At 70.8% G+C, this 16,308-nt stretch carries 15 protein-coding genes; 11 read left to right on the top strand and 4 right to left on the bottom strand.

The features are described 5' to 3' along the window. The first annotated feature begins 98 nt into the window (after positions 1 to 98). Genes EIZ45_RS15085 through EIZ45_RS15065 form a run of 5 tightly spaced genes read left to right on the top strand, consistent with a single transcriptional unit; the run spans position 99 to position 6,013 of the window. On the top strand, positions 99 to 344 hold the full coding sequence (locus EIZ45_RS15085; protein ID WP_037806376.1) for a DUF3311 domain-containing protein: 246 nt from the start codon (positions 99 to 101) through the stop codon (positions 342 to 344). Beyond that, a complete protein-coding gene (gene mctP, locus EIZ45_RS15080) occupies positions 341 to 1,897 on the top strand; it encodes a monocarboxylate uptake permease MctP (RefSeq protein ID WP_134662866.1) in 1,557 nt (518 codons plus the stop codon). Before EIZ45_RS15085 ends, mctP begins: the two co-directional genes overlap by 4 nt. A gap of 36 nt (positions 1,898 to 1,933) precedes the next feature. After that, positions 1,934 to 2,740 (top strand): enoyl-CoA hydratase/isomerase family protein, encoded by an 807-nt coding sequence (locus EIZ45_RS15075; RefSeq protein ID WP_134662865.1) that lies wholly within the window; start codon positions 1,934 to 1,936, stop codon positions 2,738 to 2,740. Next, positions 2,737 to 4,821, top strand: coding sequence for an acetate--CoA ligase family protein (locus EIZ45_RS15070; RefSeq protein ID WP_134662864.1), 2,085 nt, complete (start codon positions 2,737 to 2,739; stop codon positions 4,819 to 4,821). Before EIZ45_RS15075 ends, EIZ45_RS15070 begins: the two co-directional genes overlap by 4 nt. Before the next feature lie 4 nt (positions 4,822 to 4,825). Continuing rightward, a complete protein-coding gene (locus EIZ45_RS15065) occupies positions 4,826 to 6,013 on the top strand; it encodes a nitrate/nitrite transporter (protein ID WP_037806370.1) in 1,188 nt (395 codons plus the stop codon). Positions 6,014 to 6,083: 70 nt separating this feature from the next. Here the strand turns inward: EIZ45_RS15065 and EIZ45_RS15060 are convergent, their stop codons facing one another. Then, complete coding sequence (locus EIZ45_RS15060) at positions 6,084 to 6,857, bottom strand: alpha/beta fold hydrolase (RefSeq protein ID WP_134662863.1); 774 nt, start codon at positions 6,855 to 6,857, stop codon at positions 6,084 to 6,086. Between the two features lie 107 nt (positions 6,858 to 6,964). On the opposite strand from EIZ45_RS15060, the gene EIZ45_RS15055 reads away from it, so the two are divergent. The 5 genes from EIZ45_RS15055 to EIZ45_RS15035 all read left to right on the top strand — a co-directional run bounded on the left by EIZ45_RS15055 (position 6,965) and on the right by EIZ45_RS15035 (position 12,162). Further along, positions 6,965 to 7,795, top strand: a complete 831-nt coding sequence (locus EIZ45_RS15055; RefSeq protein ID WP_134662862.1) for an AraC family transcriptional regulator — start codon at positions 6,965 to 6,967, stop codon at positions 7,793 to 7,795. A gap of 106 nt (positions 7,796 to 7,901) precedes the next feature. Beyond that, positions 7,902 to 8,300: a DUF6010 family protein gene (locus EIZ45_RS15050; protein WP_370318142.1), complete on the top strand. Its 399-nt coding sequence runs from the start codon at positions 7,902 to 7,904 to the stop codon at positions 8,298 to 8,300. A gap of 211 nt (positions 8,301 to 8,511) precedes the next feature. After that, positions 8,512 to 8,958, top strand: coding sequence for a CBS domain-containing protein (locus EIZ45_RS15045; protein ID WP_134662861.1), 447 nt, complete (start codon positions 8,512 to 8,514; stop codon positions 8,956 to 8,958). Between the two features lie 31 nt (positions 8,959 to 8,989). Next, positions 8,990 to 10,279, top strand: a complete 1,290-nt coding sequence (locus EIZ45_RS15040) for an ArsB/NhaD family transporter (RefSeq protein ID WP_134662860.1) — start codon at positions 8,990 to 8,992, stop codon at positions 10,277 to 10,279. 113 nt (positions 10,280 to 10,392) lie between these two features. After that, positions 10,393 to 12,162 (top strand): chloride channel protein, encoded by a 1,770-nt coding sequence (locus EIZ45_RS15035; protein WP_134662859.1) that lies wholly within the window; start codon positions 10,393 to 10,395, stop codon positions 12,160 to 12,162. Positions 12,163 to 12,371: 209 nt separating this feature from the next. On the opposite strand, the gene EIZ45_RS15025 is transcribed toward EIZ45_RS15035, so the two are convergent. After that, positions 12,372 to 12,938 carry a TetR/AcrR family transcriptional regulator gene (locus EIZ45_RS15025; protein ID WP_134662858.1) on the bottom strand — a complete coding sequence of 189 codons (567 nt, stop codon included), beginning with the start codon at positions 12,936 to 12,938 and terminating at the stop codon, positions 12,372 to 12,374. Positions 12,939 to 13,016: 78 nt separating this feature from the next. On the opposite strand from EIZ45_RS15025, the gene EIZ45_RS15020 reads away from it, so the two are divergent. Beyond that, positions 13,017 to 13,958 (top strand): NADP-dependent oxidoreductase, encoded by a 942-nt coding sequence (locus EIZ45_RS15020; RefSeq protein ID WP_134662857.1) that lies wholly within the window; start codon positions 13,017 to 13,019, stop codon positions 13,956 to 13,958. Between the two features lie 15 nt (positions 13,959 to 13,973). Here EIZ45_RS15020 and EIZ45_RS15015 read toward each other — a convergent pair whose 3' ends face one another. Both EIZ45_RS15015 and EIZ45_RS15010 read right to left on the bottom strand, forming a co-directional pair. Beyond that, the gene (locus tag EIZ45_RS15015; RefSeq protein WP_134662856.1) at positions 13,974 to 14,984 is read right to left on the bottom strand and encodes an FAD-binding oxidoreductase; all 1,011 of its coding nucleotides are present in this window, start codon (positions 14,982 to 14,984) and stop codon (positions 13,974 to 13,976) included. 1 nt (position 14,985) lies between these two features. Beyond that, positions 14,986 to 16,215 (bottom strand): cytochrome P450, encoded by a 1,230-nt coding sequence (locus EIZ45_RS15010; protein WP_134662855.1) that lies wholly within the window; start codon positions 16,213 to 16,215, stop codon positions 14,986 to 14,988. Positions 16,216 to 16,308 lie beyond the last annotated feature (93 nt).

Here is a 16,308-nt window from a genome sequence, read left to right as displayed (position 1 = left end):
TCGCGCCGCTTAGCGTCTGTCCCCGACGGCACCGGTCAGGTCCCCACCCCAGCTGCGCGCCGTCAGCCCACCCGCCTCGGCTCAAAGGAGAGTCCAAGATGGGCGATACCGTCGCGCCGTCCTCACGGCGTCCGCTGCGCGTTGTCCTCTCCGCCTTCCTGATCCTCGCCCCGGTCACCGCGGGCCTCGCCGTGCCGCTCTACCAGCGGACCGGCCCCGCACTGGGCGGGATCCCGTTCTTCTACTGGTTCCAGATGGCCGCGGCCGTGCTCACCGCCTTGTGCACGAGCGCCGTCTACCGGCTGCTGTTCGCCGGCGAGAAAGACGCGGAGGGCGAGGAATGACCTTCAACCCCGTCACCTTCACCGTTTTCCTCGTCCTGATCGCCGTCGTCACCGTCATGGGCTTCGCCGCCAGCCGCTGGCGACGCGCCAAACAGGCCGAGCAGCTCGACGAATGGGCGCTCGGCGGCCGCACGTTCGGGCCGTTCGTCACGTGGTTCCTGCTCGGCGGCGACCTGTACAGCGCCTACACCCTGATCGCCGTCCCGGCCGCGATCTTCAGCATGGGCGCCTTCGGCTTCTACGCCGTGCCGAACGCGATCGTGTTGTACGCGCTGGGTTTCCTGTTCCTGCCCAAGCTCGTTTCGCTTGCGCACAAGAAGGGCTACGTCACCCTCACCGACTTCGTCAACGACCGGTTCGGGTCCAAGGCGCTGGGGCTCGCCGTCACGATCACCGGGCTGCTCGCGACCCTGCCGTACCTGGCGTTGCAGCTGGTCGGGCTCGAGGTCGTGTTCGGCGCGCTCGGGCTCGGCGGCTCGGGCTCGTGGTTCGTCCGCGACCTGCCGCTGCTGATCGCCTTCGGCGTGCTCGCCACCTACACCTACTCCGCCGGGCTGCGCGCGCCCGCGCTGATCGCCTTCGTCAAGGACGGCCTCACCTATCTCGTGGTCATCGCGGCGGTGATCTGGGCCCCGATCAAGCTCGGCGGATTCGGCGAGATCTTCCGCAAGGGCGGCGAGGCGCTCGCGGGCAAGGCCCCGGCCGGCCCCGATCCCACGATCGCGGTGAACCCGAGCGTCTACCTGACTCTCGCGCTCGGGTCCGGGATGGCCTTCTTCCTGTACCCGCACGCGATCACCGGCGTGTTCGCGTCGCGGGGCGCGAAAACCGTGCGGCGCAACATGTCCGTGCTGCCGGTCTACACCGTGTTGCTCGGGTTCGTCGCGCTGCTGGGCATGATGGCGCTCGCGATGGGCGTCAAGCCGCACGACGGCAACCCGCAGTACGCGGTCCCGCAGCTGCTGTCAGCGCTCTTCCCGCCGTGGTTCACCGGGATCGCCTACGCCGCGATCGCGATGAGCGCGCTGGTCCCGGCGGCGATCATGGCGATCGCCGCGGGCAACCTGGTGAGCCGCAACCTTTACCGCCAGTTCCGCACGCGGCCGGTCAGCGCGAAATCGGAGACGCTGGTGTCGAAGGTCGTGTCGGTGCTGGTGAAGGTCGGCGCGCTGGTGTTCGTGCTGACTCTCGACGCGAAGTTCGCGCTGAATTTCCAGCTGCTGGGCGGGATCTGGATCCTGCAGACTCTTCCCACCGTCCTTTTCGGACTGTTCACGAAGCGGTTCGCCGACCGGCGGGCGCTGCTCGCCGGACTGCTGGTGTCGGTCGCCTACGGCACCTGGGCCGCTTACGAGGTCAAATCCGCGACCGGCGGCCCGTTCGGCGGGTCGACCGCGAAGCCGTTCTTCTTCGACAGCCCGATCTACATCGCGATCTCCGCGCTGGCGCTGAACTTCGCGGTGGTCGTGCTGGGCAGCGTCCTCGTCCGTGCGCTCGGCGCGAGCCCGCGCGGCGCGGTCGCGGCCGAAGAGCCGGTCCCGGCCCCGAACTGATCCCGTTCCCGTTCTCCCGGAGGAGGAGTTTTCCCGATGACACCCGGCATTCGCGTGTCCGACCGGGGCGCCGTGCGCGTCCTGACCATTCACAACCCCGCCAAGCGCGGAGCGTTCTCCGGCGACATGGCGCCGGCCCTGCTGAGCGAACTGGACCGGGCGGACGCCGACCCGGCGGTGCGAGCCGTTGTCGTCACCGGCGCGGGCGGATGCTTCTCCTCCGGGCACGACCTGCAGGAGGTGCTGGAGAAGCCGGAAACCGCGGGCGATCCGGCCGCCAACGCTGCTTTCGGCAGGCCCGCCGAAATCCTCACGCCGGTCATCGCCGCGGTTGACGGCCCGGCGTACGCGGCCGGGTTCATCCTGGCGCTCAACTGCGACCTGCGGGTCGCGAGCCGGGACGCCCGGTTCTGCGCGGTGGGCGCGGCGATCGGCTTGGTGCCGGTCGGCGGTCAGCTGAGCAGGCTGCTCAACCTGGTCGGCTACCCGGTCGCCTACCGGTGGCTCGCCACCGCCGCGCCGTTCGGCGCCGACGAGGCGCTTCGGCATGGCTTCGTCACCCAGGTCCACGACGGCCCGGACGCCCTCGAAGGAGCACTGGAACTGGCCGAAGCCATCGCCGCCGTCTCGCCCGCCGTGGTCGCCGCGGTGAAGGCCGGGCTCCGGCACAGCCTGCGCCACGGCACGGACGCCGGGCTGGCGGCGGAACCCGCTCTCGCGGCGCTGGTCCGGGAGTTGCCCGACGGCAGCGAGGGCGTCTCCGCGTTCCTGGAACGCCGTCCGCCCGCTTACCCGGACCACCCCGGCGACCACCACGACCGCATTGCCGAGGTGCTGTCGTGACGACGGTTTCGCTGTCCGGCGAGCGGCTGCGCGAGGACGAGATCCGCGACCTGGCCATCCGGTACGGCGTGCCGGCCAACCCGGTGACGTTCGCCGCGACGGCCATCGAAGCCGGGGCCGCCGCCGCGCGGATCGCTCGCCCGGTCGCGGTCAAACTCGTCGCCGACGGCGTGGTGCACAAGAGCAAGGCGGGCGGCGTGCTGCTCGGCGTCGACCCGCTCGACGTCGTCGACGCGGTCGAGAAATTGTTCGCCGCGCAGGCGGGACAGGGCGTCGCGGTGCGTGGCGTGACGGTCGAGCCGATGGTCGAACCCGGCCTGGAGGCGGTGGTCGGCGCGTTGCACGACCCGGGGTTCGGCCCGGTGGTGATGGTCGGGTCCGGGGGAGTGGACGTCGAGACGCTCGGGGACGTCGCGTTCGCGCTCGCTCCGCTCGATCTCGCCGGAGCGGTCGCGCTGATCGACCGGACCCGGCTCGGCGCGGTGCTGCGCCGCCGGTTCCCGGACGCGCACGCGGCGCTGGCGGACCTGCTTGTGCGGGTCGGCGGCGCGGACGGGCTGCTGCTGTCCGAGCCGGTAGACCAGGTCGACTTCAACCCGGTCGTCGTAGGGCCGGACGGGATCGTCGCCGTGGACGCCCGCGCGGTGACCAGGTCCCCGGCACCGCCCTCGGCCCCGCCGGTCCCTGCGGAGGCTTACGCGCAACTCCGGCCCGCCATCTATCCGAATAGCATCGCTGTGCTGGGCGCTTCGGCCGACCCGGCGAAGATGGGGCACCGAGCTGTGCGCACTCTCGTCGACCAGGGATTCGCCGGAGCGGTGCACCCGGTGAGCCGGTCGGCGACCGAGATCCTCGGGCACCCCGCCGTGCGGGAAGTCGGCCAGCTGCCCGCCGGCTTGGACCGGGCCGTGGTCGCGCTTCCCGCCGCGGCAGTGCCGGATGCGTTGCGCGCACTCGCCGCGAAGGGCACGAAAACCGCGCACGTCTACACCGCCGACACCGCCGATCTCGCCGCGGCAGTCGCCGGAACCCAGCTCCGCGTGCTGGGACCCAACTGCATCGGCCACTACACGCCGTACTCGCGGATCACGATGATCGGCCGGTCGGCTTCGTCGGACGAAACAGGCGGCATCGCGTTCGTGTCGCAGTCGGGCACCTATGCGGGCGATGTCGTGCGCCGCGGCAAGGAATTGGGGCTGCGGTTCAGTTTCGTCAGCTCGGTCGGCAACTGCGACGACGTTTCCCCGTCGGAGTTCCTGGCGTTCTGCGAGGCGGATCCGCGTACGTCGCTGGCCGCGTTCTATCTGGAAGACGACAGCGACGCGGAGCGGTTCTTCACGCTCGCCGCGCAGGTGTCGATCCCGGTGGTGCTGTTCAAGGGCGGCCGGAGCGCGGCGGGCGGCGCGGCGGCCGCTTCGCACACCGGCGCGCTGGCAAGCGATCCCCGGCTGTTGCGCGACGCGGCGTCGGCCGCCGGGGTCGTCCTCGCCGGGAATCTGGACGAACTCCTCGACACCCTGCTGGTCGCGCAGTACGCGCCCGGCCTGACCGGCACCGGCCTCGGCCTGGTCGGCAGCGGCGGCGGGGTCGCGGTCGTCGGTTCGGACATCGCCCACGACCACGGCCTCGTCCTGCCCCCGGTTTCGGCCGAGACAGCGGAAGCCCTCGCCCCGTACGACGCTCCCGGCAGCAGTCTGCACAACCCGGTCGACATCCCCATCTGGTCGCTGTTCGACGGTGACCGCTGCTTCACCGGGGCGCTCGCCGCCGCGCTCGCGCGAGATCCGGGCGTCGACAGCCTGTGCGCGTACCTCGATCTCGGGACCGTCTACGACCTGAAGGAGAGCAAGGAAGCCGCAGACCTCGTCACCGCGCTCACCCGCGATCTGCTGACCGCCGATCGCGGCGACGTCCCGCTCGTTTTGGTGCTGCGGACCAGTTTCAGCGCGGAGCAGGACGCGCTGGCCCGCCGCTTGCGCACGATGGCGAGCGAGCACGGCGTAGCCATGCTGGACTCGGTCGAACGCGCGGTGGCCGCGCTCGGGCGGGTCCGCGCGGCCACCGCGTTCCGGAGGAGGTGACCGCATGGCAAGGCTGACCGCGGACCGGCGGGCGCTGGCGTTGATCGCCGTCGCGACGTTCGCTTCGATGAGCGTCTGGTTCTCGGCGTCGTTCGTGGTGCCGCAGCTGCAGCAACTGTGGCACCTGACCAGCGGAGAATCCTCGCTGCTGACCATCGCGGTGCAGCTCGGGTTCGTGGCGGGAGCGCTCGCGTCCGCCGCGAGCGGCCTCGCCGACGCGGTCGCGCCCCGGAAGCTGATGTGCGCCGGGGCGCTCTGCGCGGCGGTGACGAACCTGCTTCTGTTGTGGGCCCCCGGTTTCGGCACCGCCTTGGTGCTGCGGGCGCTCACCGGAGCGTGCCTCGCCGCGGTCTATCCACCCGCGCTGAAAGAAGTTTCGTCCTGGTTCCGCAAGGGCCGCGGCACCGCGCTCGGCGTCATCATCGGCGCGCTGACGCTCGGTTCGGCCGCGCCGCAGCTGGTGAAGGCGTCGGGCGGGCTCGGCTGGCAGTCGGTGATCGCGGCGACGTCGGCGCTCACCGCGTGCGGCGGGCTGCTGGTGCTGACCGTGCGCGGCACCGGGCCGTACCCGTTCCCGCGCTCGACGTTCCGGCTCCGGTCCGCGCTCCGGGCAGTCCGCAGCCGCCCGGTGATGCTGGCCAACCTCGGCTACGCCGGGCACATGTGGGAGCTGTACGCGATGTGGGCCTGGATCGGCACATTTCTGGCCGGGCTGCAGGGCTTCTCCGGCGGACCGGACGGCGCCCGGCACGCCGCGCTCGCGGCCTTCGTCTGCATCGGAGCCGGCGCGATCGGATGCCTCGTCGGCGGCTGGATCGGCGACCGGGCTGGGCGCGCGCCGTCGGCGTTGATCAGCCTCGTGCTGTCCGGATCCACCGCGGTGGCGCTCGCCCTGCTGCGCGACATGCCGACGCCGGTCGTGGTGGTGCTGAGCGCGTTCTGGGGATTCTGGGTGATCGCCGACTCCGCCCAGTTTTCCGCGCTGGTCACTGAAACCGCCGACCCGCGTTACGTCGGCAGCGCGGTGTCGCTGCAGTTGGCGCTGGGTTACGTCACCACCGCGGTGACCATCTACCTGGTGCCGGTGCTGGCCGAATCCGCGTCCTGGAGCGTTGCGCTGCTGGTGCTCGCGGCCGGACCACTGGTGGGTGTGGTGGCGTTGCTGGCTTTCCGGCGCACCGCTGTTTCGTGAGGACTTCGCGGGGGAGAGCACGCGGCAGTGCGGGATCCACGGTGCGGGCGTGAGCCGCACGGAGCCGAGCTCACCGGCCCCACTCGCTCCGGAGCACCTGCGCGAGTGCGTCCGGTGCTTCCAGCGGCAGCAGGTGGCCGCTGCGGGGAAGGACGGTCATGCTCGCGCGTGCCAGGTAGGGCAGCAGGTTGTCACGCAGCACCCCGGCCGGTTCCACCCGGTCGTGCTCGCCCGCGACGACCAGGACGGGAACGTCGATGGCGCGGGCCGCGATCGTGATGTCCTCGGCGATCCCGTGCAGGGGCCATTCGAAGCGGGCTTGCTCGGCGCAGGAACGGGAATCCGCCACGATCCGGGCTTTCGTCTCGTCGTCCAGCGCCGTCGCGGTGAGGACGGTGTCGCGTGCGGCCGCTGTCGACTCGTCGGAGTCGTAGGCGTGCGACAGCCCTTCCTGGTACTCGGGTGTGACCGTCGCGGCGGGCTTGGCCGGTCCGGGCGCGACGAGGACGAGACCGGCGAGCCCGGCCGGACGCGCGGAAGCCGCCAGCTGCGCGACTTTGCCGCCCATCGAATGCCCGACCAGGACGTAGTCGCTCACCCCCGCGTCGGCGATCACGGCCTCGGTGTCGTGCGCGAACTGCTCCAGCGTGTAGGGGCCGGGCAGTTCGCGCGAGCGTCCCCAGCCGCGGAAATCGAGGTTCAGCGCGGCGCGTCCCGGCAACCGGTCGAGCACTGGCTGCCAGGTGCGTGCCGAGCCGCCCCAGTAGTGCAAAAACACCAGCACAGGTCCGTCGCCCGGCCGGTAGTCGTAGACCGGAAGCTGGGTCGATGCGGTCGTCACCATGAGAGATTTCCTTTGTTGCCAGTCGGGTTGCTTGCCCTTGAGTCAACCGACCGGCCCGCCTGGGCGCATCGTCGACGCCGGACCTGGCATGGTGAAAAATGGACTGCATGACCGGGATTCGTCAGCTCTCCTACCAGCCGCAGGAGTCCGGCGCGCCGGTGGAGACGATGTCGTTCGCGAAGTTGCGGCGGCTGGACCGCGGCATGACCGAACGCGGCGACTTTCATGTGCTCGCGGTGGTGCGGCGCGGCCACGGCCGGGTTTCGGTCGACTTCGCGAGCTGCCCGCTCGCGGCCCGGAGCGTGGTGTGGATCCGGCCGGGCGTCGTGCACCGCTGGGACGACCTCGGCGATCTGGCCGGAGACCTGGTGCTGTTCGTGCCCACCGCACCGGCCACTCCCGGCAGCCGTGAATTGGCTGCGGACCCGTGGGCGGCGGCGTGCTGGACCGCCTCCGCCGCGCAGTGGCCGCTGATCAACGCCGCGCTCGGGCATCTGCGCAGCGAGGCCGGCGCCGCCCGGCAGGAGCGGACCGGCGAACTGCTCGGCCTGGTGTTGTCCGCGCTGCTGCTGCGACTCGCGCCGCCTGCCGCGGACGGCGACTCCGGAGCCGGTCTCTTCCAGCGGTTCCGCGTTGCGGTGGAAGAGGATTTCCGGGTCTGCCACGACGTCGCCAGCTATGCCCGCAAGCTCAGGTACGCCCCGAGAACGCTCACGCGCGCCGTCCGAGCGGCGACCGGCCGCAGTGCCAAGGACTACCTGTGCGAACGCTTGGTCCTGGAGGCCAAGCGGCTGCTCGCGCACGACCGGCTCAGCGCGGCGCGGTGCGGGCAACGGCTGGGTTTCCCTGACGCCGCGAACTTCTCGGCGTTCTTTTTGCGCCAGACCGGCGTCCGCCCTGGGCAATGGCAGGCAGCGAACCTGACCGGACGCGAATAGCGTCGCGACGGGTGAGCAAGCGGGCGCTCCGCTGGCCAGAACCCGGCGAAAAGTGTCGTCGTAGCCAGTTATGCGCAGCCGCCCGCGACCTTAGCGTGAAAAGGTGATCATCGTTTCCGCCGTTCTCATCGGCATTGCTTACACCCTGCTCAATTCCTTTCTCGCCGAGCCGTACCGCCGTCGTTTCAACGCGATCATGGTCGCGGGCGCGGGTGCCGCCTACCTGAGCAGCGGCGCGTTCGGCCCGTGGGAGCTGGCGTTCGCCGCCGCGGTGACCTACTGCGCTTACCGCGGTCTGGAATCCTGGGCTTTCATCGGGGTCGCCTGGCTGCTGCACACGACGCTGGACGTGCTGCACCACCTCAAAGGCGCGCCGATCCTGCCGTTCGCGCACACGTCGTCGCTGGGCTGCGCCATCTGCGACCCGGTGATCGCGATCTGGTGCTTCACCGGCGGCCCGTCCGTGAAGGAAGCCCGGGCGAAACTCGTGTCCGTGCGGGCCTGATCCCGCGGCGGTCCCCAGACCGGCCCGGTTTGCTCCGGGCCGGTCTTTGCGGCATCTTTACGCGTGGTGTGCCGGGAAGTCTGGTCGGCCTGCCCGTGCCCAGCCGGGCGACGGGCGGTCCGGTCGACCCCGAGGAGCCTCATGGCGTCAGGCGTGCGGAAAGAAATCGCGAGTTCCGGCGGAGCGGCCCGGTCCGCCGTAGCCTGGGGGCATGCGCGCAGCGGAGCTGGCCGAGGAGTTCCCGGTCGTCGATCTCGATGCGGACGCGCTGGCGGCCGCGCGGCTGCTGGCGGAGCACCGGTTGCCGGGGCTGGTGGTGACGGAAGCTTCCGGGTGTCCGCACACGGTGCTGCCCGCGTCCGACGTCGTGCAGTTCCTCGTGCCGCCTTACGTGCGCGACGATCCGTCGCTGGCGGGGGTGCTGAGCGAGTCGATGGCGGACCGCGTCGCGGACAAGCTGGGCGGGCGGACGGTGCGCGAGTTGCTGCCGGACGAACCGCGCGAGCTGCCGAGGGTGGACGCCGACGACACGATCGTGGAGGTCGCCGCGACGATGGCCCGGCTGCGCTGCCCGCTCGTGGCGGTGATGCGGGATCGGACGCTGCTCGGCGTGGTGTCCGCGTCGCGGCTGCTGGAGCACGCGCTGACGCCTCGCTGACCCTGGCGCGGCTGAGCCGGGCGGTCCGCCGGTGAGCACGGTCATCGCGGTTGTCGTGTTCGTGGTGGCGTATGTGTTCATCGCGACCGAGAAGATCCCGAAGATGACCGCCGCGCTGGCCGGGGCGGGCGTGGTGCTCGCGACCGGGGTGTCCGGGTCGGCCGACGCGTTCTTCTCCGAGGACACCGGCGTCGACTGGAACGTGCTGTTCCTGCTGCTCGGCATGATGATCATCGTCGGGATCCTGCGCCGGACCGGGGTGTTCGAGTTCGTGGCGATCTGGGCGGCCAAGCGCGCCAAGGGGTCGCCGCTGCGGATCATGCTGCTGCTGGTGCTGATCACCGCGGTCGCCTCGGCGTTCCTGGACAATGTGACGACGGTGCTGCTGATCGCCCCGGTGACGCTGCTGGTGTGCGACCGGCTCGACATCAGCCCGGTCCCGTTCCTGATCGCGGAGGTCCTCGCCTCCAACATCGGCGGCACCGCGACCCTGATCGGCGACCCGCCGAACATCATCATCGGCAGCCGCGCGGGCTTGGCGTTCAACGACTTCCTGCTCAACCTGACGCCGATCGTCGCGATCGAACTCGTCGTGCTGGGACTGGTGCTGCCGTGGCTGTTCCGCGGTTCGTTCTCGGTGGACCCGCAACGGGTCGCCGATGTCATGGCGCTCAAGGAACGCGAGGCCATCCGGGACCCGAAGCTGCTGCTCAAGTCCGGTGTCGTGCTGCTGCTGGTGTTCGCGGGGTTCGTGCTGCATTCGGTGGTGCACCTGGACCCGTCGGTGGTCGCGCTGCTCGGTGCGGGCCTGCTCGTGCTGGTGTCCGGGACGGCGCCCAAGCAGTATCTGGCCGGGGTGGAGTGGGAGACCCTGCTGTTCTTCGCGGGGCTGTTCATCATGATCGGAGCGCTGGTCAAGACCGGGGTGATCGACTGGCTGGCCAAGCTCGCCGCCGGAGCCACCGGCGGGAACGCGCTGCTGGCGGTCTTCCTGATCCTCGGCGTGTCCGCGCTGCTGTCCGGCGTGATCGACAACATTCCTTACGTGGCAACGATGTCGCCGCTCGTGCTGGCGCTGACCCACGACATCCCGGATCCGGCGCACTCCGAAGCGCTGTGGTGGTCGCTGGCCCTCGGCGCGGACTTCGGCGGCAACATGACGGCGGTCGGCGCGAGCGCGAACGTCGTGGTGCTGGGCCTCGCCGCCCGGGCGGGGGCACCGATTTCGTTCTGGGAATTCACGAAGAAAGGCGCGATCGTCACGGTGCTCACCGTGCTCGTCGCCGCGCCCTATCTGTGGTTGCGCTACTTCGTGTTCTGACCTGCTCGTCGGAGAAACCTCCGACGGCGGGCAAAGCGGACGAAAACCCTTAGCGCGCTTGGTGTGAGCGATCCCGCAACCATGTCCGTGCGCAATTGTTGCATACTGCATCAATGTCGTCGGGTGAGAGTGCGGGGAAACGCGGGCTGGTCGTGCCGGTGCGCCAGCCGGTAGGCCGGTGGGTGCGGGAGAGCCGGGCGGGTCTGGTCGGGCTGGCGGTGCTGATCGGTGCGGGCGCGGGTTTGGGTGCGGTCGTGTTCCGGTGGTTGATCACCACGTTCACGCACGTGTTTTCCGGGCACGCGGACTACTCGGCGGCCGGGCGCGAGGCGCATTCGTGGTTTCCTGCGTTGGGTCCGTGGTTTTTGTTGCTGGCTCCGGTGTTGGCGGGGTTGGTGTACGGGCCGTTGGTGTACCGGTTTGCTCCGGAGGCGCGGGGGCACGGGGTGCCGGAGGTGATGTACGCCGTCGCCGAGCGGGGCGGGCGGATTCCGGTGCAGGTGAGCGTGGTGAAGGCGCTGGCGTCGGCGTTGACGATCGGCTCGGGCGGTTCAGTGGGCCGGGAAGGCCCGATCGTGCAGATCGGATCCGCGCTGGGTTCGGCGCTGGGGCGGGCGGCGCGGCTGCCGGAGTCGCGGCTGCGGGTGCTGGTGGCGTGTGGTGCGGCGGGCGGGATCGCGGCAACCTTCAACGCGCCGTTGGCGGGTCCGTTCTTCGCGATGGAGCTGATCCTGCGGGATTTCGCGGCGGAGTCGTTCGGGGCGGTGGTGCTGGCGAGCGTGACGGCGAGCGTGGTGGGGCGGGCGGTGCTGGGGAACGCGCCGTTCCTGGATCTGCCGCCGTTCTCGTTGCGCAGTCCGGTGGAGTATCTGCTGTTCGTGATGCTGGGGTTGGTGGTCGGCGCGTGCGGGGTGCTGTTCACGCGGGTGCTGTACTGGATCGAGGATTTGTGCGACCGGTTGTGGCGAGGTCCGGAGTGGCTGCGCCCGGCGGTCGGCGGGGTGTTCCTCGGCGGGCTGCTGCTGGCGTTGCCGCAGATGTACGGGGTGGGCTATCCCGTGCTGCAGAACGCGGTCGAAGGCAAGTACCTGTTCGGGTTCCTGCTGGTGCTGATGCTGGGGAAGATCCTGGCGACCAGTCTGACGATCGGCATCGGCGGGTCGGGCGGGGTGTTCGCGCCGTCGCTGTTCATCGGGGCGATGGCGGGCACGGCGTTCGGGATCGCGGTGCACGCGTTGTTCCCGTCGGTGACCGCGTCGCCGGGGGTGTACGGGCTGATCGGGATGGGGGCGGCGTTCGCCGGTTCGGCGCGGGCCCCGATCACGGCGGTGATCGTGCTGTTCGAGTTGACCGGGCAGTACACGGTGATTCTGCCGATGCTGACGGCGATCGTGATCGCGACCGCCGTGAGCAAGACTTTGAGCCGGGACACGATCTACACGCTCAAACTGCGCCGTCGCGGCATCGATCTGGACAAACACCCGTCCGCGCAACGGTTGGCGGGCACCAAGGTCTCCGCGGTCACCGAACCGCTTCCCGAGCCGCTGCGGGAGAACCTTCCGCTGGAACTGGCCGCGCACGCGCTCGCCTTGTCCGGCCACGGAATCCTGCCGGTGATCGACGAGGACGGCCGCTACCAGGGCTGCGCCACCGCCCGTGCGGTCGCCGAGGCGGTGGCCGAGGACCAGGCGGGCCAGGTGGGCGACCTCGCCGAGCTGCCGCCGCTGGTGACGAGCGATTCGACGCTTGCCGATGCGCTCGACGCGCTTGCCCAGGCGCCGGGGACCGGGCTTCCGGTGTTGACCGGGGCTGATGAGCTGACCGGGTGGATCACGCACCAGTCGGTGTTGAGCGCGCTGGAGCCCGCGACGGCTAGGCAGTAGCCCGGAGCCCGTCCAGCAGCCGACCTGCCATCGCCTTGTGCTCGACGGAACCGGTCACGGTGAAGATGCCGGTGATCGACGAGGACGGCCGCTACCCGAAGCGGTGGCCGAGGACCAGGCCGGTCAAGTGGGCGACCTCGCCGAGCTGCCGCGGCTGACCGGCTGGATCACGCACCAGTCGGTGTTGAGTGCGCTGGAGCCCGCGACGGCTAGGCGGTAGCCCGGAGCCCGTCCAGCAATAGGTCCAGCAGCCGACCCGCCATCGCCTTGTGCTCGGCGGAACCGGCCACGGTGAAGATGCCGATGAGCGCGGCAGCGATGTCTTCGGCGGGGACGTCGGCGCGGAGTTCGCCGCTGGCGCGCCCGGCTTCGAGGAGGCCGTCGATGGCCGCGAGGAGTTCGGTTCTCGTGTGGGCGTGCGCGATCTCGCCGGATTCGACCATCGCGAGCAGCGTGTCCAGCATGCCGTTCTTGGTGGCGATCCAGTCCCCGAACAGGTCCATCCAGCGGCGCAGCGCGGCTGCCGGGCCGAGGCGGGCGAGCAGGTCCTCGGCGCCGGCGGTGAGCCGCGAGACCTGGTCCTGGTAGACCGCGTCGACCAGCGACTCGCGGGTGGGGAAATGCCGGTAGAGGGTGGCGATGCCGACCCCGGCCTCGGCGGCGATCGCGCGCATCGACGGCTCGGTCCCGGCCGCGGCGAACAGCCGGGTCGCGACGTCCAGCAGTTGCCGGCGGTTGCGGGTCGCGTCTGCCCGGGGGGACTTCGCGGCAGCCAAAACGGATCACGCTCCACTTGTGCTAGATTCGCGGACGTAAACGGAGCATAGTCCGTTTCCTGGAATCGGAGGAGCCACGTGAGCGGGAAAGAAGCGAGCCGGGCGGTGCGGTTCGAGACGTTCGGCGGGCCGGAGGCCCTGAGGGTGCGCGAAGTGCCAGTGCCGCAGGCCGGTCCGGGGCAGCTTCGCGTGCGGGTCGCCGCGGCGGGGCTGAACCCGATGGACTGGTTCATGACCTCGGACGCGGAGACCGCCGCGCGGTTCGGGCTGAGCCTGCCGTGCGGGTTCGGCACCGATTACGCCGGGACCGTGGACCAGATCGGCGACGGCGTGACCGAGTTCGCGATCGGCGACCGGGTGTTCGGCGGCGCGCTGTCCCGCGCGGTCGCCGATTACGTCGTCGTGGACGTCGCGGGGACCATCGCGGTGGGCGGCGATGCGCACCGCACTCCGGACGGCGTCGACGACCGCACCGCCGCCGCGCTTGCGATCGCGGGCTGCACGGCGGCCGCGGCGCTGGCGGTGGTCAACCCGGGCCCGGGCGACACGGTGCTGATCGGCGGCGCGGGAGGCGGGGTCGGCGTGTTCGCTGTCCAGCTCGCCCGCCTTGCCGGTGCGCGCGTGATCGGGACGGGGTCGGCGTCCTCGGCCGACGCCCTGCGCGCCCTGGGGGCCGAGCCGGTCGCTTATGGCGACGGCTTGGTCGACCGGGTCCGTGCGCTCGCGCCCGCCGGCGTCACCGCGGCCATGGATCTGCACGGGGCGGAAACGGCGTGGGCGGCCCGCGAACTCGGTGTGCCGGACGAACGCATCACCACCATCGCCGGTCAGATCGACGGGATCACTCCGGCGAACGGGGCCAACGCCGCGCCCGGCGCCATCGAGGAGATCGCCGAGCTGGTGGCGGCGGGACGGCTCCGGGTGCCGATCGCGGCGAGCTTCCCGGTCGAGGAGATCCGGGCCGCGGTCGAGCTGCAGTCGGGCCGGCACGTGCACGGCAAGGTCGTCATCGACCTTTAGGAAACGGGATTCCGGTCAGGTCGTGGCCGGAGTGAAGTTCTCCCGGTGGATCATCCGCGGCGCCATGCGGCGGCGTTTGAACGCCTTCACCCCGGCGTCGACCATCGGCGGCGGCCCGCAGAGCCAGCCGGACCAGCCGCGGGCGCTGGGGACGTCCTCGAGGAACTGGTCGGTCGGGAAACCGGTGCGATACGTGCTGTTCCCGGGTTCGTGCGACAGCACCGGAAGGAACGAGAAACCCGGGTAGCTGTCGGCGAGTTCGGCCATCAGGTCGAGGTCGTAGAGGTCGGCCGCACCACGAACTCCGTGGTACAGCACCACTTTCCGGCTCGGGTCCCGGGACAGCGCGGTGCGGGCCAGTCCGATCAGCGGGGCGAGGCCGGTGCCGCCGCCGATGAGCGCCATCGGGTCGCCGTCGTCCTCGTCCTCGGGCGGCAGGAAGAAATCGCCGAGCGGGCCGGTGACCTGGACCTGTTCTCCGACGGAGAGCCCCGCGAAGATCCACTGTTCGGTGGCCGCCCCGCCGGGCACCAGACGGACGTGCAATTCCAGGACCTTGTCCTCGTCGGCGGTGTTGACCAGCGAGTACTGGCGGCGCACGCCGGTGCCGGGCACGGTCAGCTCGACGTACTGGCCCGCGTTGAACGCCAGCGGTTCGGGCAGGCCGAGCCGCAGCCGCCGGGTGTCGCGGGCGATGTCCTGGATTTCGCGGACGGTCGCGGTGAGATCGCGCAGCGGGTGCGTAGCCCGGGCGGTGCCGCCTGAGGTTTCGACGACGACGTTCGAGCGGAGCCGGGCCTGGCAGGCCAGCGCCAGGCCCGCCGCCCGCTCGTCCTCGGTCAGGGTGTCGGCGGGGGAGTCGCGGTGGTCGACGGCGCCGTCGACCACCCGCAGCTTGCAGGTGCCGCAGGTGCCCTGGTTGCAGGAGTTCGGCATCCAGACGCCGGCGCGGAGGAAGGCGTCGAGCATCGGCTGGTCCGGCCCGCACGGCACTTCCCGGCCGCCGACGGTCGCGGTGAAGGACATGTCAGGCCTCCCAGGCGACGTGCAGCGACGTCGGCCCGCGGAAACCCCAGCCCCAGAACTCGACGTCCGAGGAGGTGTCGCGCTCGAGGTTCGGGATCGACTCGAACAGTTCCTCCAGCGCGATCCGCATGACGTGGTTGGCGAAGTAGATCCCGGCGCAGGCGTGGTTCCCGGCGCCGAACGCCAGGTGCGGCAGCGGGGGACGGTGCAGGTCGTAGCGGGTCGGGGCCTCGTAGACGCCGGTGTCGTGGTTGGCCGAGCCGTAGGAGAGGATCACCGGCGTGCCCGCGGGCAGCTCGACCCCGGCGACGGTGACCGCCTTGGTCGAGATCCGCGCGGTGGCCGACCAGATCGGCGAGGTCCAGCGCATCCCCTCGGAGATCGCGCGGGGGATCAGCGCCGGGTCGTCCACCACCTGCTCGAGCTGGTCGGGTTCGCTGAACAGCCCGGTCAGCGTCGAGGCCATGCCGTGGCCCGGTTCCTGCATCGCGCCGAGCAGGTACACGTAGATCGTCGGGTAGATGTACTCGCGGTCGCGGGTCTTGCCCGGCGGCATCCCGTCGTGCAGCCAGTGCGAGATCGCGGTGTCGGCGGGTTCGGCGATCCACCGGTCGATCAGCGGGTCGACCGTCGCCTGGATCTCGGCCTTCGCCTCGTCGCCCTGGACGAACCCCTCCGGGTTGGCGAATTCGCCGTCCTCGGTCATCGCCGCGTTGGTGAAGGACCGGCTCAGTTTCGCGAACCATTCGCGCAGTTTGTCCGAGCTGACGCTCTGCAGCCCGAGCAGGTCGCCGAGGGAACGGACGCTGACCGGCTCGCAGTACTGGGAGACGAGTTCCGTGCGGCCGTCGTTCTCGAACTTCTCCAGGTAGCCGCGGGCGATGGGGCGGACGAGGTCGTCGATCCACCGGTCGACCTCGACGGGCTGCAGCGCGGGCTCGACCATCGAGCGCAGGTCGGCGTGGATGTCGCCGTTGACCCCGATGATCGCCGGATGGCCGAAGGTGCGGCCGCCGGCCGGGGTGATGACGGCTTCGAAATCGGGGCTGGTGGCGATCTCGCGGCAGATCTCCGCGGTCGTCGCCACGTATGAGCCGAGCACCGGCACGTACGCCAGCGGGGCCTCGCGGCGCAGCCGTTCGTACGGCTCGTACGGGTTGCGCTCCAGCTGGGCCATGGTGATGTCGTCGATCCAGGACAGGTCCGGGGCGGTGGTGCTGTTCGTCGTCATTGACGCGGCCTCCTTCGTGCGTGGTGGGGCGAAGGTAGGTCCGCGCGGGCAGCGCCCACGACACGCGAAGCGCGGATCCGGTACGGATCGCGC

The sequence above is a fragment of the Amycolatopsis sp. CFH S0740 genome (genome assembly GCF_004522315.1).
Taxonomy (GTDB): Bacteria; Actinomycetota; Actinomycetes; order Mycobacteriales; family Pseudonocardiaceae; genus Amycolatopsis; species Amycolatopsis nivea.
Note: the sequence above shows the minus strand (reverse complement) of the source record. Positions and strands in the feature narration are given on the sequence as shown.